The sequence below is a fragment of the Demequina litorisediminis genome, from assembly GCF_030161615.1.
GTDB classification, from domain to species: Bacteria; Actinomycetota; Actinomycetes; order Actinomycetales; family Demequinaceae; genus Demequina; species Demequina litorisediminis.
In genome coordinates, this window is the sequence record NZ_BSUN01000001.1 from 2,655,057 (window position 1) to 2,678,847 (window position 23,791).

Here is a 23,791-nt window from a genome sequence, read left to right on the forward strand (position 1 = left end):
CCATGCAGACCCCCACAAGAAATGAATGGTCGGTAACGTGGCCACATCGCCGCCTGGGACGGTCCCTGGGGCGAGAGGCTGACTGCCCAGTCAGTGTGGAGGGAAGACAACATGGCACGATGGAACACCATCGCGCGTGGCGCGGCGTTTGCTGCTGCTGCCTCGCTCGCCCTCGCGGCCTGCGCGACCGACTCGGACCCTGAGGCGTCCGGCTCCGAAAGCGGCTCCGAAGGTTCAGGTTCGACCGACGCCCTGAAGATCGGCACCGTGTTGCCGCTGACCGGTTCGCTCGCGTTCCTCGGCCCGCCCGAGGTGGCGGGTGTGGACCTGGCGATCAGTGAGATCAACGAGGCCGGCGGTGTGCTGGGCAACGAGGTTTCGGTGCAGCACGAGGACTCGTCCGACACCACGCAGGCGAACATCGCCCCGCAGTCGGCCTCGAAGCTCATCTCGGACGGCGTGTCGGCCATCATCGGTGCCGCGTCCTCGTCCGTCACGCTGAACTTCATCGACGACGTTATGGCCGCCGAGGTGGTGCAGGTCTCGCCCGCGAACACTGCTACTGCTCTGTCGGGCTACAACGACTTCTTCTTCCGCACCGCTCCGCCGGACTCCGTCCAGGGCAACGCGCTCGCCAACCTCATCCTGGAGGACGGCCACAAGAACGTCGGCGTGCTCGTCTTCAACGACGACTACGGCACGGGTCTTCGTGACGTGATCCAGTCGACCATCGAAGAGGGCGGCGGCACCATCACGTACGGCACCGCGGGCCAGGAGTTCGACCCTGCCGCGACCAACTTCTCCGCCGAGGTGGAGGCGATCATGGGCACCAACCCCGAGGCGCTCGTGCTGATCGCGTTCGACCAGACCAAGCAGATCATCCCCGAGCCTGCTGGCCGCCGGCCTCGACCCGACCACGCTGTACATGGTGGACGGCAACACCGCCGACTTCTCCGAGGACTTCGACGCCGGTGCGCTCGAGGGCGCTCAGGGCACCATCCCCGGTGCTCAGGCATCCGATGAGTTCGCGCAGCGCCTCGAGGAGGCCTACGGCAAGCCGCTCGACTCGCTGGCCTATGGCCCCGAGTCGTACGACGCCACGATCCTGGTCGCGCTTGCCGCGGTCCACTCCGGTGGCACCGACGGTCCGTCGATCCAGTCGTCGATGGCGGCGGTGTCCGGCGCCACGGGTGGCACCGAGTGCTCGGCCTTCGCCGAGTGCGTGGAGCCTGCTCGACGCTGGTGAGGAGATCGACTACAAGGCAGTCTCCGGTGTCGAAGCGTTCAACGACGCCAACGACCCCTCGGCCGCCTACGTGGGCGTGTACAAGTACGACGCCTCGAACGTGCCGGTGTGGCAGTCCGAGGTCTTCGGTGAGGTTCCCGCCTCCTGATCGACTGACACGCATCTGACAGGGGAGAGGGCCCCGGCTTCGGCCGGGGTCCTCTTTCTTGTGTCACGGGCTCGTGCGCGGCCCCGGGGGCGGGCCCGTGCGCGGCCCCGGGGCCGGTCCCGTGGGCGTGGACGCCAGAACTCCCGCCCAGGACGTTCGAGACGGTGCGGCGGGAGCGTCGAGACCGACACTTGCGCACCCTCATCTCAGGAACGCTAGGCGTGACGGCATGGGCCGCCGATACACGACTGCGCCCCGCCGGCGTGGCCGACGGGGCGCAGACGAGGACGCGGAGATTAGGCGCCGAGCGTTCCCAGGTACAGGCTCGATGACCTTGGGGTCCTTCAGCAGTTGCTGACCGCTCGCGGTGTACGCGGTCGTGCCCTGGTCGAGCACGTAGCCGCGGTGGCAGATCTGCAGGCACCGGCGCGCATTCTGCTCCACCATGATCACGGTGACGCCCGTCTTGTTGATCTCCCGCGTCCGCACGAACGTCTCGTCCTGGCGATCGGGCGACAATCCTGCGGACGGTTCGTCGAGGAGCAGCACGCTCGGGTTCATCATGAGTGCGCGGCCCATGGCCACCATCTGGCGTTCGCCTCCGGACAGCGATCCCGCACGCTGGTGCTTGCGGTCCACGAGCCTGGGGAAGAGGTCGCCAATACGCTCCCACGCCTGCTTGAAGGACTTGGGGTCCTGGTAGGTGCCCATCTCCATGTTCTCCATCACGGTGAGCGACGGGAACACGTTGTTGGTTTGGGGAACGAAGCCGATGCCGCGCTTGACGAGCCTCGTCGGCGCGCATGTTGGTGATGTCCTCATCGCCGAGCCTTCACTGTGCCCTTGCGGATCGGGACCAGCCCGAACAGCGACTTGAGGAACGTGGACTTGCCGGCGCCGTTGGGGCCGATGATGCCGATGAGTTCGCCCTGACGAACCTCCATCGAACATCCGTTGAGGATGTCGATGCCGGGAAGGTAGCCGGCGAAGAGGTTGTCGGCGTTGACGATGACGGGGGCGTCGTTCATGAGGCGTCCTCCGAAAGGTCGGTGTCGTGGTGAGCGCCAAGGTAGGCGTCCTGCACGGCGGGATTGGACATCACGGTCTGTGGCGGGCCCTCAGCGATGATGCGGCCTTCCGCCATCACCACCACCCAGTCAGAGATGCGGCGGACCATGTGCATGTCGTGCTCGACGAACAGGATGGTCTTGCCCTCGTTCTTGAGGTCCACGATGTGGTCGAGGAGCGATTCGGTGAGAGCAGGGTTCACGCCAGCCATCGGCTCATCGAGCATGATCATCTCGGGGTCGGACATGAGGGCTCGCGCCATCTCGAGCGCCTTGCGCTGTCCTCCCGAGAGGGATCCGGCGTAGTCATCGCGCTTCTCCCACAGCCTTGAACCGCTTGAGCAGCACCTCGGCCTTCGCCGTGATGTCCTTCTCCTCGGACTTCCAGGTGGCAGGCACGAGCGCGCGGAAGAAGTTCTCGCCGGACTGCTGCGCGGCGCCCAGGCGCATGTTCTCGATGACCGTCATGCGGTTGAGCGCCTTGGTCACCTGGAACGTGCGCACCTTGCCCGCGCGGGCGATCTTGGCGGGGGAGGTCCCCACGAGCGAGTGCCCGTTGAACATCCATTCGCCGCGTTGGGGCTTGTCGAAGCCGGTCAGCAGGTTGAAGAAGGTCGACTTGCCTGCGCCGTTGGGGCCGATGAGGGCCGTGATGGCGTGGCGTTGCACCTCGAAGTGCTCGACATCGACGGCGGTCAGGCCGCCGAACTGTCGCTGCACGCCATGGGCGGTCACGATGGGATCCGGCTTGGGCGCGCCGGGCTCCTGGGGCACGGCCGCGAATGCGTCAGTCATTGAACGCCAACTCCCTCTTGTTGCCGAGGATTCCTTGGGGCCTGAACACCACCAGGCACATCAGCGTGATGCCGACGAGGACGAGCGAGAACGGTTCGAGCTCGATCGGCGACAGCACGGAGGTGGGAATCACCGCGGAGGCGATGCCCTTGACAGCGACGAGCGCCATCCAGAACAGCATCGAACCCACGATGGGGCCGAACACCGTCGCCGCACCACCGAGCAGGAGCAACGTCCAGATCCAGAAGGTCGTGGGGCGACCCATCGAGTCCGGCTGCACGGAGTTGCCTAGCGCCCACAAGATGCCGCCGAGTGCACCGATGACACCGCCGAGGACGAGCGCCTGCATCTTGTAGGAGTAGACGTTCTTGCCGAGGGCGCGGACGGCATCCTCGTCCTCGCGGATTCCCTTGAGGACGCGTCCCCAGGGACTGCGTGCGAGCCTGCCAGTAGAGCAAGGCGAACAGCGCGACGGCCGCCCACGCGACGATCACCAGCCACCATGAGGATGAGAGTGAGCCGTGCCTGCTCCAGAACAGGAACGTGATGTTCTGGTCTGGTAGCGGACTCAGTTCCTCGAAGGTGAACTTGAAGTCGTTGCCGCGAATACCGGTGGAGCCGCCCGTGAGCGACTTGAGGGAGTTCGAACGCCCCAGATAGCGCACCAACTCAGCGGCGGAGATGGTCGCGATGGCGAGATAGTCGCCACGGAGCTTCAGCGTCGGCCATCCCAGGAGGAGGCCAAAGAGCGCCGCGACCACGATCGCGATGACGAGGGCGAGCCAGATGGGGGCGCCACGCGACGTCGAGATCGCGTAGCCGTACATGCCGAGGAGCATGAAGCCTGCGTGGCCCATGTTGAGCAGGCCCGTGAGGCCGAAGTGGAAGTTGAGGCCGATCGCGGCGAGAGCGAAGGCCGCCGTCGCGGGCGCGAACAGGCTCGTTGATGGCGTCGAGCAGGATATCCATGGATCAGCCCACCCTTTCCGCGCGTCCCAGGATTCCCTGGGGCCGCACCAGCAGGACCAGAATCAGGATGCCGAGTGCGACCGCGTACTTCAGGTCGGTTCCCACCCAGATGGTGGACATCTCGACGGCGACGCCGATGACCAGCGAGCCAACCAACGCGCCAAACGGGTGTCCGAGCCCGCCGAGGGTGACGGCCGCGAACATCAGGAGCAGCAGACGCGCGCCCACATCGAAGGCGGCGGCGTTGTCATAGAGGGCCAGCAGGATGCCGCCGACCGCGGCGAGCCCGGTCGCGAGGATCCAGACCAGGCGCACCACCTTGTCGACGCGAATGCCCGATGCCGAGGCGAGCGCGGGGTTGTCGGAGACTGCGCGCGTGGCACGGCCCGTCCGGGTGCGCATAAGGAAGTACGCGACGCCGCCGAGGCAGGCGAGCGAAATCGCGAGCGACCACAGCGTCGACTGGCCGATGGTGAAGATGCCCATGTCGATGCGCGAGTCGATCGAGGTGGACAGACGCTGGCGCTCGGCGCCGAACCACCACTGGATGAAGTTGACCAGGGCGAGCGACAGTCCGATCGACACGATCATCTGCTGCACGGTCGAGACGCGACGGCGCCGCAGCGGCGACCACAGGAACTTGTCCTGCAACCAACCGGTACCCGCTGCGACGGCGATCGCCGCGATCGCAGAAGGGATAAGCGGCCAGCCGATGGTGAACTCGACGGGGATCAGCGGCAACGAGACCGGCTGCTGGGTGGTGAAGAAGAAACACAGCAGGGCGCCGAGTGAGACCTGCTCGCCGTGCGCGAAGTTGCTCAGGCCAGTGGTGCCGTAGATGAGCGACAGGCCCACAGACGCGAGTGCCAGCAGTAGCCCGAACACGAGTCCGTTGACGAGCCTGTTGGATGTATCTGTTGTCGCCGGGTTCGGTGGTCGCTGCTGCGGCCTCGGCGTGGATGCTCGCATCGGCCTGCGCGATGGAGCCTGCCGCGTCACCGCTTGCCGCCCACGCGTGTGTTGTCACGTGGGTGGCGGTGTCCGCGGCGGCGGCAGTGCCGAACGCGGAAAGCACGGTGAAGGCGGCGGCTGCCACGACGAGGACGATAAGCGCGCGGAGCACCACGCGTCGATCGACTCTGTTCGTCAAGGGGTCCCCTCCCATATTGGATTGCGCCACAACGTACGCCCCGAATGTTTCGCCTACGTAGCAGGCACCTTTCGGATGGCGCACGTCAGCCGGGCTGACGCGAGGTGGCGCCCGTCCTGGTCCTCGATGCGCACGGTGTACGTCGCGACGGTGCGGCCCAGGTGGACCGCCTCCGCGACGCCCACCACCAGGCCCGCCGAGGCGGAACGGTGATGGGAGATGCTGAGTTCGATGCCGACGGCGACGTGATCGGGGCCCGCGTGAAGGTTCGCGGCGATGGAGCCTAGGGTCTCGGCGAGCGCGGCGGAGGCGCCTCCGTGAAGCAGCCCGTACGGCTGACGGTTGCCCTCGACGGGCATCGTCCCCTCAACGCGGGCGGCGGAGGCAGACGTCAGAGACATGCCCATGCGGCTCATGAGCGTGTCGTCGGCGAACTGCCGAGCGCTGGCCGCGTCGTTGTCGGTCATGCCGTATAGGTTTGCATAGTGAGCGACGAGAACCGACCAACACTGCTGCTGATCGACGGCCTTTCTATGGCATTTCGGGCATTCTTCGGACTGCCGGTCGAGAATTTCGCCACGTCGACAGGGGTTCCGACCAACGCGGTGTATGGCTTCACGACGATGCTCGCGACACTGATGAAAGACCACGCTCCCACGCACGTGGCGGTGGCGTTCGACCTTCCCGGGGGCACGTTCAGGACCGAGGAACTGCCGGCCTACAAGGGCACTCGCGACGCGACTCCGCCCGAGTTTGAGCCGCAGGTGCCGCTGATTCGCGAGATGTTGGACGCTCTCGGCGTGTCGGCCGTCGACAAGGCCCGGTATGAGGCTGATGACCTGCTCGCCACCTACGCGCGCCTGGGCCGCGAGGCGGGCATGAGGGTCTTGGTCGTGTCCGGCGACAGGGACACGATCCAGGCCTGGTGACGGACGACGTGACGCTGCTGTATCCCCGCAAGGGTGTCTCCGACCTGGTGTACTTCACCCCGGCGGCGGTGCAGGAGAAGTACGGCGTCGCCCCGCATCAGTACCCGGAGCTTGCCGCGCTCGTCGGCGAGACGAGCGACAACCTTCCTGGCGTGCCTGGGGTGGGGCCGAAGACGGCCGCGAAGTGGATCGGCGCGTATGGCGGGCTCGAGCAGATCCTCGCGCAGGCGGAGGATGTGCCTGGCAAGGCGGGTCAGAACCTGAGGGAGCACCTCGACCAGGTGCGCACCAATCGCCGCCTGAACCGGTTGCTCGACGATCTCGAGGTCGAGGCGAGCCTCGCGTCGCTCGAGTATCGCGGTGCGGATCCGGTGGCGATCCACCAGATGTGCGATGCCCTTCAGTTCCGTACCCTGCGCGACCGGCTGATGCCCTTGGTGGCCGGTGACGCCGTGGAGGAGGTCACGGAGGCACCCGCAGAGGTGTCGGTGGTGACCGATGGCGCGCTCGCGGCCGTGACCGCGTTGAGCGGTGCGGTCACGGTGTTCGTCGACGGCAGGATCGGGGCCGATGCCGACGCGTGGGCGCTCGGCGTCACGCAGGACGGTGCGGCCTGGGGCATTGATCTCAGTGCGCTGTCCGCGGAGCAGGAGCGTGAGCCTGGGTGGATGGCTCGCGGACCCGTCGGTCGAGGTGACGACCCACGCGGCGAAGGATGCCTGGCATGCGCTGCAAGCCCGAGGCCTTGACCTCGGGGGAATCGTCGGCGACACCCAGATCGCTGCGTTCCTCGTCAATGCTGACCAGCGCGGTTTTGATCTCGAGTCCGTCCTGCAGCGCTACCTGGGTGTCGCGGCGGGAGCGGGCACCGAGGCGGGCGAGCCTGGACCTCGGCCTCGGGGAATCCGCCGCGCAGGCCGCCGGCCGCACCGCTGTCCACATCGCTGCGCTGGCCCGCGAGCTCGACGCGGAGGTACAGCGGCGCGGCATGGCACAGCCTGTACGCGACGCTCGAGATCCCGCTCATCTCCGTCCTTGCCCGCATGGAGCACGCGGGGATGGCAATCGCCACGGACGCGATGCGTGAACGGCGCGAGGCGGCACAGGCGCGCGCCGATGCGGCGGCCGCCGCCGCGTACGAGTCCATCGGTGGGGATCGGGTCAACCTTGGCAGCCCCAAACAGGCTCCAAGAGGTGCTGTTCGAGCGGCTCGGTATGCCCAAGACCAAGAAGATCAAGACGGGCTACTCGACGGACGCATCTTCTCTCGCGGATCTCCAGGAAAAGAACCCGCACCCGTTCCTCGAGGCTCTGCTGGCGCACCGCGACGCCGCCAAGCCTGGGCCAGATCATCGACACGCTCGCTCAGGCGGTGCGCGCCGACGGCCGCATTCACACCACGTTCTCGCAGGTGGTCGCGTCGACGGGACGCCTGAGTTCCAAGGACCCCAACCTGCAGAACATCCCCATCCGCACCGAGGAAGGGCACCGCATCCGCGAAGCCTTCGTGGTCGGTCACGGCTACGCGACACTCGTGACGGCGGACTACAGCCAGATTGAGATGCGCATCATGGCGCACCTCTCCGGCGACGCGGGTCTGATCGAGGCGTTCAGGGCGGGGGAGGACCTCCACCGTTTTGTGGGCGCGCGCGTGTTCGGGGTAGAGCCCGGCGACGTGACGCCGGAGATGCGCTCCAAGGTCAAAGCGATGAGCCTACGGGCTCGCGTACGGGTTGTCGTCGTTCGGGCTCGCGCGGCGCTGTCGTTGTCCGTGGGCGACGCTCAGAAGCTCATGGATGACTATTTCTCGCGGTTTGGTGGGGTGCGGGACTACCTGCACTCCGTGGTGGAGCAGGCGCGCGAGGTCGGCTACACCGAGACCATCATGGGTCGCAGGCGCTACATCCCCGACCTCACCTCGAGCAACCGGCAACGGCGCGACATCGCCGAACGGGTGGCGCTGAATGCCCCCATTCAGGGCTCCGCGGCGGACATCATCAAGCAGGCGATGCTGGGTGTTGACGAGGCGATCGCGTCTCAGGGCCTGGCCTCCCGCCGGCTCCTCCAGGTGCACGACGAATTGGTGATCGAGGTCGCGGCGGGCGAGGAGGACGCCGTCGAGGCAATTCTCATCGAGCAGATGCACGCGGCAGGCGATCTATCAGTGCCTTTGGATGTGAATGTAGGACGTGGGTCTGACTGGAGAGCGGCCGGGCACTAGATAGGGTAAGCATCATGAGGATTGGAATCCTGACCGGCGGGGAGACTGCCCCGGACTCAACGCTGCGATTCGTGCCGTGGTCAAGCGCGGTACGTCGCAGCACGGCTGCTCCATCGTGGGTTTCCACAATGGCTGGCAGGGCGTGATCGACGGCGACGCCGTCCCGCTCACCAGGGATGACGTCAGCGGCATCCTGGTGCACGGCGGCACCATGCTCGGCACGGCGCGTTGCCACCCGCACAAGGTCGAGGGCGGACTCGAAGCCGTCGCTCAGACGGTCGAGGACGAGAAGATCGACGCCCTGATCTGCATCGGCGGTGACGGCACCCTGCGCGCCGCCTCCAAGGTGCAGGAGAAGGCCGGCGTTCCCGTCATCGGCATTCCGAAGACCATCGACAACGACGTGGTCGGCACGGATTCCTCCATCGGTTTCGATACCGCTGTCACGATCGCCACCGAGGCCATCGACCGACTGCACTCCACCGCCGAGTCGCACAACCGCGTCATGGTGGTCGAGCCTCATGGGTCGTCACTGCGGCTGGATCGCGGTCACGGCCGGCATCGCCGGTGGCGCAGACATCATTCTTGCCCCCGAGTCGCCGTTCGACATTGAGCGGATCGCCAAGAAGATCAAGCACCGTCACCGCTACAAGAACTTCTCGATCGTGGCAGTCGCCGAGGGCGCCGTTCCCGTCGAGGGCTCCTCGTGGGACGCGAACGACACGCTCGACGCCAAGGGCAACCCCATCGCCGGACAGGTCGGCGCGCAGGTCACCCGTGCGATTGAGCGTCTCACCGGCTTCGAGGCGCGCCTCACGACGCTGGGCTACGTCCAGCGTGGAGGCGTTCCCACCGCTGCTGACAGGCTTCTCGCCACCCGCTTCGGCATCGCGGCGATTGACGCTGCCGTCGAGGGCAACTTCGGTACCTTCACCGCTTTGCGCGGCGAGAAGGTCGAGATGCTCCCGTTCAGCGACATGGCGGGCAAGACCAAGTACGTGCCCGACGAGCTTCTCCAGGCCGCCTGGGGGCTGTGAGCCCGCGGCGCCGGGCGTCGAGCGCGCGACGCCGTGCCGGTAGGGTTGACGCATGACCCGAGTGATCACGTTTGGCACGTTTGACGTCTTCCACATCGGCCACGTCAACATGCTGGTGCGCGCGGCGGAGATGGGCGATCACCTGACGGTGGGAGTGTCGTCGGACGAGCCTCAACTTCTCGAAGAAGGGCCGCTACCCGGTGTACCGCGAGGAGCACCGCATGGCCATCGTGAAGTCGCTCGCCTGCGTGGACCAGGTGTTCGTCGAGGAGTCCCTCGAGCTCAAGGGCCAGTACATCAAGGAGCACTCTGCGGACATCCTCGTGATGGGCGATGACTGGGCGGGGAAGTTCGACCACTGGAACGACCTGTGCAAGGTGGTTTACCTTCCGCGTACCGCAGAGGTGTCGACGACCGACATCATCCAGAGCATCCGCGAGGAGCCTGGGCTGACGTTTCCTCGTCCGTAATCTCGCCACGCGGCGCGGTGGCGTTGTGCGGGAACGGGATGTGGGGCTAGAATGTCTGTTGGCTACGTGCGCCTACGCGCGCGGTGCTAGCACGACATCCACTACTCATCCATTGTCCAACGGAGTCACTCCTTAATGTCCGTATCCACCCCCGAGTCCACCCCTATCGCCGTCAACGACATCGGCTCCGCTGAGGACTTCCTCGCAGCCGTCGACGCGACCATCAAGAACTTTGACGACGGCGACCTCGTCGAGGGCACCATCGTCAAGGTCGACCGTGACGAGGTTCTCCTCGACATCGGCTACAAGACCGAGGGCGTTATCCCCTCGCGCGAGCCTGTCGATCCGCCACGACGCCAACCCCGATGAGGTTGTCAACGTTGGCGACACCGTCGAGGCGCTCGTCCTCCAGAAGGAGGACAAGGAGGGTCGCCTGATCCTCTCGAAGAAGCGTGCCCAGTACGAGCGTGCATGGGGTTCGATCGAGAAGATCAAGGACGAGGACGGCGTCGTGACCGGCTCCGTGATCGAGGTCGTCAAGGGCGGTCTGATCGTGGACATCGGTCTGCGCGGCTTCCTCCCCGCCTCGCTCGTCGAGATGCGTCGTGTGCGCGACCTCGCCCCCTACATCGGTCAGCAGATCGAGGCGAAGATCATCGAGGCTCGACAAGAACCGCAACAACGTGGTCCTGTCGCGCCGTGCCTTCCTCGAGCAGACCCAGTCGGAGGTGCGCTCGTCGTTCCTCACCGCGCTGCAGCCGGGCCAGGTCCGCAAGGGCACCGTGTCGTCGATCGTCAACTTCGGTGCGTTCGTCGACCTCGGTGGCGTGGACGGCCTCGTGCACGTCTCGGAGGCTCTCCTGGAAGCACATCGACCACCCCAACGAGGTCGTGTCGGTGGGCCAGGAGGTCGAGGTCGAGGTTCTCGACATCGACATGGACCGCGAGCGTGTCTCGCTGTCGCTCAAGGCGACGCAGGAGGACCCGTGGGCCGTGTACGCCCGCACCCACGCGATCGGTCAGATCGTCCCGGGTAAGGTCACCAAGGCTCGTTCCGTTCGGCGCGTTCGTGCGCGTCTACGACGGCATCGAGGGCCTGGTCCACATCTCCGAGCCTCGCCGTTCGCCACGTCGACCTGCCCGAGCAGGTTGTTCAGGCCGATGAAGAGGTCTTCGTCAAGATCATCGACATCGACCTCGAGCGTCGCCGCATCTCGCTGTCCATCAAGCAGGCCAACGAGGGTGTCGACCCGGCCGGCGAGGACTTCGACCCCGCGCTGTACGGCATGACCGCGGAGTACGACGACCAGGGGAACTACAAGTACCCCGAGGGCTTCGACCCCGAGACGCAGGAATGGCGCGACGGCTTCGACGAGCAGCGCGAGGCCTGGGAGGCAGACTACGCCAAGGCCCACGAGCGCTGGGAGGCACACAAGCAGTTCGTTGCCAAGCAGGACGAGCAGGCCGCCGAGGCAGAGGCCACCGAGCCCGCCGCAGGCGCCGCGCGTCGTGCCGGCGGCAAGCGTGACGCCGGTGCATCGTACTCGTCGCACGACGAGTCGTCCGACGCGGGCACGCTCGCCTCGGACGAGCGCCTCGCCGCTCTGCGCGAGAAGGCGACCGGCAACTAAGACCTGCCGCAGTCGCGAAGGCCGTCGCCCCTTGGGGCGGCGGCCTTCGTCGTTCCCGCCGGTCCCTGTCCGATGCCTGTGCGCCCGGCAGCCTCCAGAGCCGGCCGATGTGGTGGTTGCCGCCCGTCACGATGAACTGGGAGACTCTGACCCATGCTTCGTATCGGCCTTACGGGGGAATCGCCGCTGGCAAGTCGACGGCGTCCGCACACTTTGCGGCGCTCGGCGCGCGCGTCGTGGACCATGACGTGCTGGCACGCCGTGCCGTCGAACCCGGATCGGCGGGGCTCGTGGACATCGTCCGCGTGTTCGGTGACCGGGTCATCAAGGACGGATCGCTCGACCGCGCGGCGCTCGCCGCCATCGTCTTCAATGACCCCACCGCGCGCGAACGCCTGAACGGAATCGTGCACCCCTCGGTCTTCGCGATGGGCAGGGCTGCCGACCGGCAGGCACGAGCAGACGGCGTGGACGTGGTCGTGCATGACATCCCGTTGCTCGTCGAAAGCGGTCAGATCGCCGACTTCGACACGGTCATCACCGTGGCGGCGCCCGTGGAGGTGCGCGTCGAGCGTCTCATCGCCTCGCGGGGGATGACGCGCCAGGAAGCCGTGGCACGCATCGGCGCGCAGGCCAGTGACGACGCGCGCGCGGCCATTGCCGATGTGGTGCTTGACGGCGCGGGCTCGGCGGAGTCCCTGCGCCGGCAGGTGGAAGAGTGGTGGGCCGTCCACGTTCCCTGAGTGGCGTCCGTGTCAGTGGTGACGCGTACCGTAGAGCCATGAGTCCTGACCTACGCCGTAGCGAGGCCCCGTTCAAGGTCGTCTCCGAGTACCAGCCGTCGGGCGACCAGCCCAAGGCGATCGACGAGCCTTGAGCGACGACTGCGCGCGGGGGAGCAGGACGTGGTGTTGCTGGGCGCCACGGGAACCGGAAAATCGGCCACGACGGCATGGCTCGTGGAGCGACTGCAGCGGCCCACGCTCGTCATGGCTCACAATAAGACGCTCGCCGCGCAGGCTCGCGAACGAGTTCCGTGACCTGCTTCCCCACAACGCGGTCGAGTACTTCGTGAGCCTACTACGACTACTACCAGCCCGAGGCGTACGTCCCGCAGACCGATACCTTCATCGAGAAGGACTCGTCCATCAACGAGGAGGTCGAGCGGCTGCGCTACTCGGCGACCAACTCGCTGTTGACCCGGCGCGACGTGGTGGTCGTGTCGTCCGTGTCCTGCATCTATGGACTCGGCACGCCAGAGGAATACATCCAGGGCATGGTTTCGCTTGCAGTGGGCGACTCCGTGGACCGCGACATGCTGCTGCGCGAGTTCGTCCAGATGCAGTACTCGCGCAATGACCTCGCCTTCACCAGGGGCACCTTCCGCGTGCGCGGCGACACGGTAGAGATCATCCCGGTCTATGAGGAACTCGCCATCCGCATCGAGTTCTTCGGCGACGAGATCGACGCTCTCTACACGCTCCATCCGCTCACGGGTCAAGTGGTGGAGCAGCGTCAGCAGGTGCACATCTTCCCGGCGTCGCACTACGTCGCCAGTGAGCAGAGGATGAATGCGGCGATCCGCACCATCGAACTCGAGCCTGGGCGAGAGGCTCGAAGAACTCGAGCGGCAGAACAAGCCTGCTCGAGGCGCAGCGTCTGAAGATGCGTACGACCTTCGATCTCGAGATGATGCGCTCCGTGGGGACGTGTTCCGGCATCGAGAACTACTCACGCCACATCGAGCAGCGAGAGGCCGGCACTCCGCCACACACGCTGCTCGATTATTTCCCCGACGACTTCCTGCTTGTCCTCGACGAGTCACACGTGACGGTCCCGCAGATCGGCGCCATGTTCGAGGGCGACAGGTCTCGCAAGCGCACGCTGGTCGAGCACGGCTTCCGGCTTCCCTCGGCCCTCGACAACCGGCCCCTCACGTGGGGCGAGTTCCTCCACCGCACCGGCCAGACCGTCTACCTCTCGGCCACGCCTGGCCAGTACGAGCCTGGATGCGGCCGACGGCGTCGTGGAGCAGATCATCCGCCCCACAGGACTGGTCGACCCCGAGATCGTGGTCAAGCCCACGGAGGGTCAGATCGACGACCTGCTGGAACAGATCCGGTTGCGGGTGGAGCGCGACGAGCGTGTGCTGGTCACCACGCTGACGAAGAAGATGGCGGAGGACCTTACCGAGTTCCTTTCCGACCGGGACGTGCGCGTCGAGTACCTGCATTCGGATGTTGACACGCTGCGACGCGTCGAGCTGCTGCGCGAGCCTGCGCATGGGCCGGTACGACGTGCTGGTGGGCATCAACCTCCTCCGCGAGGGCCTTGACCTGCCCGAGGTGTCGCTCGTGTCGATCCTCGACGCCGACAAGGAGGGCTTCCTCCGGTCCGGCACGTCGCTCATCCAGACCATCGGACGCGCGGCGCGCAACGTCTCCGGACAGGTGCACATGTACGCCGACACGATCACCGACTCGATGGGCAAGGCCATCGAGGAAACGAACCGTCGTCGTGACATCCAGATCGCCTACAACAAGGACAACGGGATCGACCCCACGCCGCTGCGCAAGCGCATCGGCGACATCACCGAGATGCTGGCGCGCGAGGAGGCGGACACCGCCGAAACTCTCGAGCGCGCCAAGGGCTCGAGCGCGGGGGCGCGCACCCATGCGAAGGCGCCGTCGCCGATGGCCGGCAGGCCTTCCGAGGAGCCGACGCAGGCTCATCGAGGATCTCAGTGCGCAGATGCGAGAGGCCGCGGCCGAGTTGCGCTTCGAGATCGCCGCGCGGCTGCGCGACGAGATCGGCGAACTCAAGAAGGAACTGCGCCAGATGCTCGACGCGGGGTGATGCGCGCGTCCACGGTCATCCACGAGGAGGAGGCGCTATCTCCGATGTCCTCCTTTAGGATTGCCCGGTGACCGATCCTCTTGTCTGGACCGTGACGATCGCGCTGATCGTCGGACTCTTCGTGTTCGATTTCGCCGTCGTCATCCGTAAGCCCCACGAGCCGAGCTTCAAGGAGTCGGTGGCGTGGTCGCTGTTCTACATCGGCGTGGCCGTCGTGTTCGGACTTGTCCTGCACATCTGGCACCACGAGTTCGTCACTGGTGAGTTCTTCGCCGGATACATCACCGAGAAGGCGTTGTCCGTTGACAACCTGTTCGTCTTCCTGGTGATCATGACGCGGTTCGCTGTGCCGCCGAAGTACCGCTCGCGCGTGCTGCTCGTCGGCATCGCCGTGGCGCTCGTGCTGCGAGGCATCTTCATCGCGGCGGGCGCCGCGGCTCTCGACGCCTTCTCGGTGCTGTTCTACGTCTTCGGTGCCTTCCTGATCTACACCGCCTGGGGACTGGCGCGCGAGAACAAGGATGAGGCCGGCGACGAGGACTACGAGGAGGGCCGCCTCGTCCGCCTCGTGCGCCGCCTGTACCCCGTCACCGATGGGTACCGCGAGGGTCGAGTCTTCGTGAAGGAAGCCGGCCGTCGCATGGTGACGCCGATGCTCCTGGTGATGGTGGCCATCGGCTCCACCGACGTCCTGTTCGCTCTCGACTCGATTCCCGCGATCTTCGGCCTGACTCAGGACCCGTTCATCGTCTTTACCGCCAACGCCTTCGCGCTACTGGGCCTACGCCGCCTGTACTTCCTGGTGCAGGGCCTCCTGCAGCGCCTGGTGTACCTGCACTACGGCCTCGCCGCCATCCTTGCGTTCATCGGCGTGAAGCTCGTTCTCCATGCGCTTCACGAGAACAACCTGTCGTTCATCAACGGCGGCGAGCACGTGAAGGTCCCGGAGATCACGACCGGCATGTCGCTCATCGTGATCGTGGGCATCCTGGCGATCGCGACCATCGCGAGCCTCGTGGCCACGCGCGGCAAGTCCGCGCTGGCGGACGAGGTCGAGGCGGCGCACGGGGGAGAGGCGCTCGAGGCGACCGCGGGCAGCGAGCCGGAGGACGTGGAGCCCGCGTCGTCGGCCTCTGCCGGCGCATCGGCCGAGACGACCGGCGAGCACGCCTCAACGCCTGACGACCGCCGCTAGGGCCCATCTGACGCGAGAGGGCGTCCTGAGCCCAGGGTCAGGACGCCCTCTCGCGTTGGCGGATGGTGTTTACGCCCAGACGGCCGGCCAGCGACGAATGCGGCGCTCGGCCACGAGTCCCGCCACGTAGAACGGGTCGGTGTCGAGCATGGCCTCGACCTCGTCGAGGGTCTCCGCGCGCCCGATGAGCAGGGCGCCGGCGGCGCCCTCGTCGTCGAAGCGCCCGTAGGCGGGCATGCTGCCCTGCTCGGCGAGCGCCGCGAGGTGGGCGCGGTGCTCAGGGCGGAGGCGGTCCCGCTCGTCGGCGCGGTCGTCGTACACGTACTCGATCATCCAGTCGGTCATGCCGCCATGCTCCCAGGTCGCGCAGCCGCCAATCCGGGACGACACGCCCATTCGAACGTGCGTTCGAACGCCAAGGCCCGTACGATGAGCGGGTGAACGAACGACTTCTGGTCCGCGGCGCACGCGAGCACAACCTCAAGGGCGTCGACCTCGACCTCCCGCGCGATTCCCTCATCGTCTTCAGCGGCCTCAGCGGCTCAGGGAAATCATCGCTGGCGTTCGACACGATCTTCGCCGAGGGGCAGCGCCGCTACGTGGAATCCCTGAGCGCCTACGCGCGTCAGTTCCTCGGGCAGATGGACAAGCCAGACGTCGACTTCATCGAGGGACTTTCGCCCGCGGTGTCGATCGACCAGAAGTCCACGAACCGCAACCCGCGCTCCACGGTGGGCACCATCACCGAGGTGCACGACTACCTGCGACTCCTGTATGCGCGCGTGGGCACGCCTCACTGTCCCGTGTGCGGCGAACTCATTCAGGCGCAGACCCCGCAGCAGATCGTCGACTCGGTGCTGTCGCTGCCCGAGGGCACGCGCTACCAGGTGCTCGCGCCCGTGGTCCGTGGCCGCAAGGGTGAGTACGCCGACCTGTTCGAGGAACTGCAGCAGCAGGGCTTTGCGCGCGCCAGGGTTGATGGCGAAGTGGTGCAGGCTCACCGATCCGCCGCAACTCGAGAAGAAGCTCAAGCACGACATCGAGGTGGTGGTGGACCGCCTCGTCGCGCGCGATGGCGTCCGCAGGCGCCTGACGGACTCCGTCGAGACCGCGCTGCGCATCGCCGATGGACTCGTGCTCATCGATCCGGTCGATGACGACGTACCCGCGCGCCGCTACAGCGAGAAGCGTGCGTGCCCCAACGACCACATTCTGGCGCTCGAAGAGATCGAGCCGCGCACGTTCTCCTTCAACGCCCCGTACGGCGCGTGTCCCGAGTGCACGGGCATCGGGGTGCGCCTCGAGGTCGACCCCGGCCTCGTGGTGCCGGACGAGGACCTGAGTCTCGCGGGGGCGCCGTCGCACCGTGGGCTGCCTCGTCGTCGGAGTACTTCGGGCGCATGCTCAACGCGCTGTCCGAGGACCTCGGGTTCTCCATGGACACGCCATGGCGCGAGCCTACCCGAGGCGGTCAAGGAAGCGGTCCTGATCGGCAAGGACTACGAGGTGCACGTGAAGTTCCGTAACCGGTTCGGCCGGGAGCGGGCGTACACGACGGGCTTCGAGGGCGTGATCTCCTGGATCCAGCGCCTGCACGAGCAGACCGAGTCCGAGTGGTCGCGCGAGAAGTACGAGGCGTACATGCGCGAGGTGCCGTGCCCCGTCTGCAAGGGCACCCGCCTCAAGCCAGAGGTCCTTGCGGTGACCATCGGCGGACGGTCCATCGCCGAGGTCTCCGACCTCTCCATCGCGGACGCCCGCGACTTCCTGCTTACCGCCGAGGCTCGATGAGCGCGGCAGGCAGATCGCCGTGCAGGTGCTCAAGGAGATCGACGCGCGCCTTGGCTTCCTCCTCGATGTCGGCCTCGACTATCTGACGCTGTCCCGCGCCGCGGGCACCCTGTCCGGCGGAGAAGCGCAGCGCATTCGCCTCGCCACCCAGATCGGCTCGGGACTGGTGGGTGTGCTGTACGTGCTCGACGAGCCGAGCATCGGCCTGCACCAGCGCGACAACCATCGCCTCATCGAGACCCTGACGCGGCTGCGCGACCTCGGCAACACCCTGATCGTCGTGGAGCACGACGAGGACACGATTCGCGCCGCGGACTGGGTGGTCGACATCGGTCCCGGCGCAGGCGAGCACGGCGGCGAAGTGGTGCACACGGGCACGGTCGAGGAACTTCTCGTCAACGAGCGCTCGCTCACGGGCGCCTATGTGGCTGGTACCCGCAGCATCGCGGTGCCGGACGAGCGCCGCACGCCCCAGGCGGGTCGCGAGATCACGGTCGTCGGCGCGCGAGAGAACAACCTGCGGAACGTCGACGTCACCTTCCCGCTCGGCGTTCTCACCGCCGTGACCGGCGTGTCGGGATCCGGCAAGTCCACCCTCGTGAACTCGATCCTCTACACGTCGCTTGCGAACACGCTGAATCGGGCGCGCCAGGTACCGGGCCGCCACACCCGCATCACGGGCGTTGACCAGGCTCGACAAGATCGTGCACGTCGACCAGGGCCCCATCGGCAGGACGCCCCGCTCCAACCCGGCGACCTACACCGGAGTGTGGGACAAGATCCGCAAGGCTCTTCGCTGACACGCAGGAAGCCAAGGTCCGCGGCTACGGCCCGGGGCGCTTCTCCTTCAACGTCAAGGGCGGGCGCTGCGAGTCCTGCTCCGGAGACGGCACGCTGAAGATCGAGATGAACTTCCTTCCCGATGTCTACGTGCCGTGCGAGGTCTGCAAGGGCGCGCGCTACAACCGCGAGACGCTCGAGGTGCATTTCAAGGGCAAGACCGTTGCCGACGTGCTCGACATGCCCATCGAGGAGGCTGCGGACTTCTTCGAGGCCATCCCTGGCATCTCGCGTCACCTCCGCACCCTGGTCGACGTGGGCCTCGGCTACGTGCGGCTCGGCCAGAGCGCCCCGACGCTGTCCGGCGGCGAGGCCCAGCGCGTCGCTCGCGTCGGAACTCCAGCGACGCTCGACGGGACGCACCATCTACGTGCTCGACGAGCCGACCACCGGCCTTCACTTCGAAGACGTGCGTGCCTGCTCGCGGTGCTGCAGGGCCTGGTCGACAAGGGCAACTCGGTCATCGTGATCGAGCACAACCTGGACGTCATCAAGAGCGCCGACTGGCTCATCGACATGGGCCCGGAGGGCGGCTCCGGCGGCGGCATCGTGGTCGCGGAGGGCACGCCGGAGGAGGTGGCAGCCGTCGAGGCGAGCCACACGGGCAGGTTCCTCGCGCCGATGCTGGGCGTGAGTACCCCGGCGTAGAGTCGACCGGTGGCTGATCCCGCGAGTACCGGCCTGCGCCGGGCACCATTCCCACGCGACCCGGCGTCTACCGGTTCCGTGACCCCCACGGCAGGGTGGTGTACGTCGGCAAGGCGAAGAACCTGCGCGCGCGGCTGGCGAACTACTTCCAGCCGCTCGCCAACCTCCACCCGCGTACCCAGATGATGGTGACGACCGCGGCCTCCGTCGAGTGGACGGTGGTGCGCAACGAGGTCGAGTCGCTCATCCTTGAACACACGTGGATCAAGGAATACGACCCGCGGTTCAACGTGGTCTTCAAGGACGACAAGTCGTACCCGTACCTTGCCGTCACGCTCAACGAGAAGTTCCCGCGCATCCAGGTCATGCGCGGCGACCGCAAGAAAGGCGTGCGGTACTTCGGGCCATACGCCAAGGCGTGGGCCATCCGCGAGACCGTCGATACGCTGCTCGCCGCGCTTCCCGTGCGCACCTGCGCGCCGGGCGTGTTCAGGAAGGCCGAGCGCCAAGGGCGTCCGTGCCTGCTGGGCTACATCGACAAGTGCTCGGCTCCGTGCGTGGGCCGGATCTCCCCGGAGGACCACCGCGCCCTCGCAGAACGGGTCTGCGCCGTGCTCGGCGGCGACGCCAAGGGCATCATGCGCGACCTCACGCACACCATGAACGATGCCGCGGAGCGGGAAGACTTCGAGGCGGCGGCACGGGCACGCGACCGACTCCAGGCACTCACCGCCGTGCTCGACCGCAACGCCGTGGTGCTCGACGCGGGCGTCGACGTCGACATCTTCAGCCTCGTGGACGACGAAATGGAGGCTGCCGCCCACGTGTTCTATGTGCGTGACGGCCGCATCACGGGTGAGCGTGGCTGGGTGGTGGACAAGCCCGAGCCGCTCGGCGCGGCCGCCATGGTGCTGCAGCCTGGTCCAGGAGGCCTACGGCGCCGCGGAGGCGGACGACATTCCCCCCGAGGTGCTCGTGCCTGCGTTGCCGGACGACGCGGCGCCGCTCGCCGAGGTCCTGGGCGGCATGCGAGGCACCAGGGTCGCTATCCGGGTGCCGCAACGGGGCAAGAAGGCGGAACTAGCGCAGACGGGTCACCAGAACGCCCAGCAGGTGCTCGATCAGCACCGGCTGAAGCGCGCCAGTGACCTCACGACGAGGTCCGCGGCACTGCAGGAACTGCAGGAGGCTCTCGGCATGGTCGAGGCACCGCTCAGGATCGAGTGCTACGACATCTCCCACACCCAGGGCACCCACCAGGTGGGCTCGATGGTCGTGTTCGAGGATGCGCTGCCTCGCAAGAAGGAGTATCGCCAGTTCTCCATCGCCGATGCCGTGGATGACACGGCCGCGATGGACGAGGTGCTGACGCGACGGTTCACCCGCTACCTCGAGGAGTCGCAACTGCCGCCCGAGGAGCGCGAAAGCGCGCGTTTCGCGTATCCGCCGCAGCCTGGTCGTCGTCGACGGTGGTCTTCCGCAGGTGAATGCCGCTCGGGAGGTGCTGGACCGGCTCGGGATCACGGACGTGTTCCTCTGCGGCCTTGCGAAGCGGCTGGAGGAGATCTGGATCCCTGGTGAACCCTTCCCTGTGATCCTGCCGCGCGGTTCCGAGGCGCTCTACCTGATGCAACGGGTCCGCGACGAGGCGCACCGTTTCGCCATCCGGCACCACCGCGCCAAGCGCGGCAAGACCGTGACGGCATCGGCGCTCGATAGCCTCCCGGGCATCGGCCCCTCGCGCGCCAAGGCGCTGATCCGGCACTTCGGATCACCCGCACGGCTCAAGGAGGCCTCCGCCGAGCAGATCGCGCTGGTGCCGGGGATCGGGGAGGGGCTTGCCCGGTCGGTCTACGCCGCACTTCACGGTGACGATGGCATGCTGGAGTCATGACGGAAGATCCCCATCCGCCGACGTACCCCTCCGGCATCCCGCGTCCCACAACCCACGCGCGTGGGGATGGGGCCGAGGTCCTTGTGCTCACCGGCATGTCCGGGGCGGGCCGGACCAGAGCGGCTGCTGTCCTCGCCGATCTGGGCTGGTATGTCGTCGATAACCTGCCGCCGCACCTGATGGGTGACCTGGTGGACTCGCTGCTGGGCCGCGAGTCCACGCGCAAGCTGCGGTGGTGGTCGACGCCCGCGGCGGCGCCTTCCTTGAGGACCTTGATCCGGTGGTGGAGGAGCCTCGAGCAGCGCGGAGTCCAGGTGCGCATCGTGTTCCTCGACGCCTCGGACGAGACCCTGGTGCGTCGCTTTGAGGAGGCCCGCAGGCCGCACCCGCTCCAGGGTGACGGCACGCTGCTTGAGGGGATCCGCAAGGAGCGCGAGATCGTGGCCGGCACGCGCCGCACGGCCGACCACGTCATCGACACGTCCAGACTCAATGTGCATCAACTGCGTGAGGTCATCACGGCGGAGATCGCCGCCCAAGTGCCCCAGTTGCAGGTCAATGTGCAGTCTTTCGGCTTCAAGAACGGCATCCCCGTCGACGCGGACTTTGTGGCGGACGTCCGCTTCCTCGCCAATCCCCATTGGGACCCTGCGTTGCGGCCGCTGACGGGCCTCGATGCGCCGGTGCGCGACCACGTCCTCCACGGGTTGGGGGCCGAGGAGTTCCTCGACGGCTACACGGCCGTGCTCGACGGCGCGCTTCAGCGCTACCGCGCTCACGACAAGCCGTCGGTCACGGTCGGCGTGGGGTGCACGGGGGCAAGCATCGCTCGGTCGCGATCGCCGAGGAGCCTTGGTCGTCGCCTTCAGGAGCGCGGGTACGCGGTGCGGATCAGCCACCGCGACAGGACGCTGGGATGACACTGCGCGTGGTCGCCCTCGGCGGCGGGCACGGGCTGTATCACTCGTTGACCGCGCTGCGGGGAGTGACGAGCGACCTCACCGCGATCGTGACGGTGGCCGATGACGGCGGCTCGTCGGGCCGCCTGCGCTCCGAGATGGGCATCGTGCCTCCTGGGGACCTCCGCATGGCACTGTCCGCCCTCTGTGGCGACTCCGAGTGGGGGACCACCTGGCGAGACGTGTTGCAGTGGCGCTTCACGACGGAAGGTGCCCTCGACGGGCACGCCGTCGGCAACCTGCTCATCGCCGCCCTGTGGGATCGGTGCGGCAACGTGGTGGAGGGGCTCGACTGGGTGGCGCGGCTACTCCAGGCACACGGCAGGGTCCTGCCGCTGTCCGATGAGCCGCTGACCGTGCGTGCCAGCGTCGAGGGCCCCGATGGCGTGGTGGAGGTTCGCGGCCAGGTGGCTGTGGCGCTAGCCGCGGGGCGCGTGCGGGAGCTCGCGCTCGATCCGCCCCACCCCCATGTGCCGGAGGAGACCCTCACGGCCCTGGCCGAGGCCGATGCCGTCGTCCTGGGTCCGGGGAGCCTGGTACACCTCGGTGCTGACACACTTCGCCGTGGCCCCTGTGGCCGCGCGGCTGGTGGAGGCAGGACCTCGTTCGACGGTGATCCTCAACGTCGGCGATGACGATGTGGAGACCGCGGGCATGTCGCGTCTTGACGACGTGCGAGCGCTGCGTGCCGCCGCCCCGGAGTTTGTGCCTGCGGCCGTCCTCGTCGACCCTGCACACGCCGATGAGCCGGGCCTGCGCGAGGAGATCGAGCAGTGGGGGCCGCGGCTCGCGGTGGCGCACGTCCGCGACGAGGCACGCTCCCACGCCCACGATCCTCTCGCTCTGCGCCGAGCGCTCACAGATTTGCTGAGGTAAGGGGACCTCGGGGGACTCGCCGGCCTCCGGGGAATGGCAGAATCGGCGCATGGCTTTGACGGCGCAGGTGAAGGACGAACTGGCAAGGGTCGCGGTCGACAAGACCTCGGCACGCAAGGCGGAGGTCGCGACGATGCTCCGCTTCGCGGGGGACTCCACATTGTCAGCGGCAGGATTGTGATCGAAGCCGAACTCGACACCGCGGCAGGCGCTCGACGCCTGCGCGCGTTCATCCACGAGGTGTACGGGCTTGTGGGCGAGATCATCGTGGTGTCTGGCGGCGCTCTCAAGAAGGGCAACCGCTACGTCGTGAGGGTGGTCAAGGAAGGCGAGTCGCTCGCCCGCCAGACCGGACTGCTCGACCAGCGGGGACGCCCCGTGCGCGGACTGCCTCCCCAGGTCGTCGGAGGGTCGCTCGACGACACCGTCGCCGCATGGCGTGGCGCGTTCCTCGCGCACGGTTCGCTCACGGAACCCGGCCGATCATCGGCCCTTGAGGTGACGTCTCCGGGGCCCGAGGCCGCGTTGGCGCTCGTGGGGGCCGCCCGCAGGCTCGGCATCTCCGCGAAGTCGCGTGAGGTCAGGGGAGTGGACCGCGTGGTGATTCGCGACGGAGAGGCCATCGCGCAGGCTCCTGACGCGGCTCGGGGCCCACGACTCGGTGCTCGAGTGGGAGGACAAGCGCACGCGCCGCGAGGTGCGCGGCACGGCGAACCGCCTGGCGAACTTCGACGACGCCAACCTGCGCCGCTCTGCCCAGGCGGCGGTGGCGGCAGGGGCTCGTGTTGCCCGCGCCTTCGAGATCCTGGGAGACGACGTCCCGGAGCACCTTCGCGAGGCTGGCGAGCTCCGTCTTGCCAACCGTGACGCATCCCTCGAGGAACTGGGAAAGCCTGGCGACTCCGCCGCTGACCAAGGACGCCGTCGCGGGTCGGATTAGGCGTCTGCTCGCCACCGCCGACAAGCGTGCGGAGGAACTCGGGATTCCCGATACTGAGGCCGGGATTAACCAGGAGATCTTGGATCTCGACTGACCACCCACCAGGACTTTCGTCGCGTCTCGCCGGTC

Annotated in this window: 24 protein-coding genes and 9 pseudogenes; 25 read left to right on the forward strand and 8 right to left on the reverse strand. The window is 67.2% G+C overall.

Annotation, left to right across the window (positions count from 1 at the left end; translation table 11 throughout):
* Positions 1–111: 111 nt before the first annotated feature.
* From QQK48_RS16215 to QQK48_RS20655, 3 genes are read left to right on the forward strand one after another with little or no spacing between them, the layout of a single operon-like run.
* Complete coding sequence (locus QQK48_RS16215; protein WP_348523693.1) at positions 112–1,023, forward strand: ABC transporter substrate-binding protein; 912 nt, start codon at positions 112–114, stop codon at positions 1,021–1,023.
* A complete protein-coding gene (locus QQK48_RS20650) occupies positions 929–1,246 on the forward strand; it encodes a hypothetical protein (protein ID WP_348523694.1) in 318 nt (105 codons plus the stop codon). Before QQK48_RS16215 ends, QQK48_RS20650 begins: the two co-directional genes overlap by 95 nt.
* On the forward strand, positions 1,191–1,394 hold the full coding sequence (locus QQK48_RS20655) for a hypothetical protein (RefSeq protein WP_348523695.1): 204 nt from the start codon (positions 1,191–1,193) through the stop codon (positions 1,392–1,394). The genes QQK48_RS20650 and QQK48_RS20655 overlap by 56 nt, the downstream gene beginning before the upstream one ends.
* Before the next feature lie 296 nt (positions 1,395–1,690).
* On the opposite strand, the pseudogene QQK48_RS16220 reads toward QQK48_RS20655, so the two are convergent.
* The 6 genes and pseudogenes from QQK48_RS16220 to QQK48_RS16240 form a co-directional block, all read right to left on the reverse strand.
* Positions 1,691–2,422: pseudogene (locus QQK48_RS16220) on the reverse strand (ABC transporter ATP-binding protein).
* Positions 2,419–3,256: pseudogene (locus QQK48_RS22245) on the reverse strand (ABC transporter ATP-binding protein). The pseudogenes QQK48_RS16220 and QQK48_RS22245 overlap by 4 nt, the downstream one beginning before the upstream one ends.
* On the reverse strand, positions 3,249–3,662 hold the full coding sequence (locus QQK48_RS20670; protein ID WP_348523809.1) for an ABC transporter permease subunit: 414 nt from the start codon (positions 3,660–3,662) through the stop codon (positions 3,249–3,251). The pseudogene QQK48_RS22245 and the gene QQK48_RS20670 overlap by 8 nt, the downstream one beginning before the upstream one ends.
* 88 nt (positions 3,663–3,750) lie before the next feature.
* Positions 3,751–4,221: pseudogene (locus tag QQK48_RS20675) on the reverse strand (branched-chain amino acid ABC transporter permease); the annotation flags it as partial.
* Between the two features lie 7 nt (positions 4,222–4,228).
* Positions 4,229–5,110, reverse strand: coding sequence for a branched-chain amino acid ABC transporter permease (locus QQK48_RS16235; RefSeq protein WP_431308370.1), 882 nt, complete (start codon positions 5,108–5,110; stop codon positions 4,229–4,231).
* A gap of 318 nt (positions 5,111–5,428) precedes the next feature.
* On the reverse strand, positions 5,429–5,842 hold the full coding sequence (locus QQK48_RS16240; protein ID WP_284329125.1) for a PaaI family thioesterase: 414 nt from the start codon (positions 5,840–5,842) through the stop codon (positions 5,429–5,431).
* An 18-nt stretch (positions 5,843–5,860) separates the two neighbouring features.
* On the opposite strand from QQK48_RS16240, the gene QQK48_RS16245 reads away from it, so the two are divergent.
* From QQK48_RS16245 to QQK48_RS22250, 3 genes and pseudogenes are all read left to right on the forward strand, one after another.
* Positions 5,861–6,304, forward strand: a complete 444-nt coding sequence (locus tag QQK48_RS16245) for a 5'-3' exonuclease (RefSeq protein ID WP_284329126.1) — start codon at positions 5,861–5,863, stop codon at positions 6,302–6,304.
* A 68-nt stretch (positions 6,305–6,372) separates the two neighbouring features.
* Positions 6,373–7,053: a 5'-3' exonuclease gene (locus tag QQK48_RS16250; RefSeq protein ID WP_431308438.1), complete on the forward strand. Its 681-nt coding sequence runs from the start codon at positions 6,373–6,375 to the stop codon at positions 7,051–7,053.
* Positions 7,022–7,087, forward strand: a pseudogene (locus QQK48_RS22250) (hypothetical protein); the annotation flags it as partial. The gene QQK48_RS16250 and the pseudogene QQK48_RS22250, both read left to right, overlap by 32 nt.
* Positions 7,088–7,097: 10 nt before the next feature.
* On the opposite strand, the gene QQK48_RS16255 reads toward QQK48_RS22250, so the two are convergent.
* Positions 7,098–7,451: a hypothetical protein gene (locus tag QQK48_RS16255; RefSeq protein WP_284329128.1), complete on the reverse strand. Its 354-nt coding sequence runs from the start codon at positions 7,449–7,451 to the stop codon at positions 7,098–7,100.
* A 68-nt stretch (positions 7,452–7,519) separates the two neighbouring features.
* On the opposite strand from QQK48_RS16255, the pseudogene QQK48_RS16260 reads away from it, so the two are divergent.
* The 10 genes and pseudogenes from QQK48_RS16260 to QQK48_RS16305 all read left to right on the forward strand — a co-directional run.
* Positions 7,520–7,582 (forward strand): annotated as a pseudogene (locus QQK48_RS16260) (hypothetical protein); the annotation flags it as partial.
* A 94-nt stretch (positions 7,583–7,676) separates the two neighbouring features.
* Positions 7,677–8,525, forward strand: coding sequence for a DNA polymerase (locus QQK48_RS16265; RefSeq protein WP_284329129.1), 849 nt, complete (start codon positions 7,677–7,679; stop codon positions 8,523–8,525).
* A gap of 76 nt (positions 8,526–8,601) precedes the next feature.
* Positions 8,602–9,138, forward strand: a complete 537-nt coding sequence (locus QQK48_RS16270; RefSeq protein WP_284329130.1) for a 6-phosphofructokinase — start codon at positions 8,602–8,604, stop codon at positions 9,136–9,138.
* Entirely contained in the window at positions 9,047–9,562 is a 516-nt protein-coding gene (locus QQK48_RS16275; protein ID WP_284329131.1) for a 6-phosphofructokinase, read from the forward strand. The genes QQK48_RS16270 and QQK48_RS16275 overlap by 92 nt, the downstream gene beginning before the upstream one ends.
* Before the next feature lie 52 nt (positions 9,563–9,614).
* Complete coding sequence (locus QQK48_RS22255; RefSeq protein ID WP_431308371.1) at positions 9,615–9,899, forward strand: adenylyltransferase/cytidyltransferase family protein; 285 nt, start codon at positions 9,615–9,617, stop codon at positions 9,897–9,899.
* Positions 9,784–10,032: a hypothetical protein gene (locus tag QQK48_RS16285; protein ID WP_348523698.1), complete on the forward strand. Its 249-nt coding sequence runs from the start codon at positions 9,784–9,786 to the stop codon at positions 10,030–10,032. The genes QQK48_RS22255 and QQK48_RS16285 overlap by 116 nt, the downstream gene beginning before the upstream one ends.
* A 135-nt stretch (positions 10,033–10,167) precedes the next feature.
* A pseudogene (gene rpsA / locus QQK48_RS16290) lies at positions 10,168–11,663 on the forward strand (30S ribosomal protein S1).
* A gap of 131 nt (positions 11,664–11,794) precedes the next feature.
* Positions 11,795–12,406, forward strand: coding sequence for a dephospho-CoA kinase (gene coaE / locus QQK48_RS16295; protein WP_348523810.1), 612 nt, complete (start codon positions 11,795–11,797; stop codon positions 12,404–12,406).
* 38 nt (positions 12,407–12,444) lie between these two features.
* Positions 12,445–14,519: pseudogene (gene uvrB / locus QQK48_RS16300) on the forward strand (excinuclease ABC subunit UvrB).
* 67 nt (positions 14,520–14,586) lie between these two features.
* A complete protein-coding gene (locus QQK48_RS16305) occupies positions 14,587–15,714 on the forward strand; it encodes a TerC family protein (protein WP_284329132.1) in 1,128 nt (375 codons plus the stop codon).
* Between the two features lie 69 nt (positions 15,715–15,783).
* Here QQK48_RS16305 and QQK48_RS16310 read toward each other — a convergent pair whose 3' ends face one another.
* On the reverse strand, positions 15,784–16,059 hold the full coding sequence (locus QQK48_RS16310) for a YciI family protein (protein ID WP_284329133.1): 276 nt from the start codon (positions 16,057–16,059) through the stop codon (positions 15,784–15,786).
* Positions 16,060–16,151: 92 nt separating this feature from the next.
* On the opposite strand from QQK48_RS16310, the gene QQK48_RS22260 reads away from it, so the two are divergent.
* The 9 genes and pseudogenes from QQK48_RS22260 to whiA all read left to right on the forward strand — a co-directional run bounded on the left by QQK48_RS22260 (position 16,152) and on the right by whiA (position 23,756).
* Positions 16,152–16,871 (forward strand): hypothetical protein, encoded by a 720-nt coding sequence (locus tag QQK48_RS22260; RefSeq protein ID WP_431308372.1) that lies wholly within the window; start codon positions 16,152–16,154, stop codon positions 16,869–16,871.
* Positions 16,765–17,505 carry a UvrA family protein gene (locus QQK48_RS22265; protein WP_431308373.1) on the forward strand — a complete coding sequence of 247 codons (741 nt, stop codon included), beginning with the start codon at positions 16,765–16,767 and terminating at the stop codon, positions 17,503–17,505. Before QQK48_RS22260 ends, QQK48_RS22265 begins: the two co-directional genes overlap by 107 nt.
* 19 nt (positions 17,506–17,524) lie before the next feature.
* Positions 17,525–18,403: a UvrA family protein gene (locus QQK48_RS22270; protein ID WP_431308374.1), complete on the forward strand. Its 879-nt coding sequence runs from the start codon at positions 17,525–17,527 to the stop codon at positions 18,401–18,403.
* An 8-nt stretch (positions 18,404–18,411) separates the two neighbouring features.
* Positions 18,412–18,993 carry a hypothetical protein gene (locus QQK48_RS22275; RefSeq protein ID WP_431308375.1) on the forward strand — a complete coding sequence of 194 codons (582 nt, stop codon included), beginning with the start codon at positions 18,412–18,414 and terminating at the stop codon, positions 18,991–18,993.
* A 9-nt stretch (positions 18,994–19,002) separates the two neighbouring features.
* A pseudogene (gene uvrC, locus QQK48_RS16320) lies at positions 19,003–20,887 on the forward strand (excinuclease ABC subunit UvrC).
* Positions 20,884–21,807, forward strand: coding sequence for an RNase adapter RapZ (rapZ, locus tag QQK48_RS16325; RefSeq protein WP_284329134.1), 924 nt, complete (start codon positions 20,884–20,886; stop codon positions 21,805–21,807). The pseudogene uvrC and the gene rapZ overlap by 4 nt, the downstream one beginning before the upstream one ends.
* The gene (locus tag QQK48_RS16330) at positions 21,804–22,481 is read left to right on the forward strand and encodes a gluconeogenesis factor YvcK family protein (RefSeq protein WP_284329135.1); all 678 of its coding nucleotides are present in this window, start codon (positions 21,804–21,806) and stop codon (positions 22,479–22,481) included. The genes rapZ and QQK48_RS16330 overlap by 4 nt, the downstream gene beginning before the upstream one ends.
* Complete coding sequence (locus QQK48_RS16335; protein WP_284329136.1) at positions 22,459–22,722, forward strand: CofD/YvcK family protein; 264 nt, start codon at positions 22,459–22,461, stop codon at positions 22,720–22,722. The genes QQK48_RS16330 and QQK48_RS16335 overlap by 23 nt, the downstream gene beginning before the upstream one ends.
* Positions 22,723–22,771: 49 nt before the next feature.
* Positions 22,772–23,756, forward strand: a pseudogene (gene whiA, locus QQK48_RS16340) (DNA-binding protein WhiA).
* Positions 23,757–23,791 lie beyond the last annotated feature (35 nt).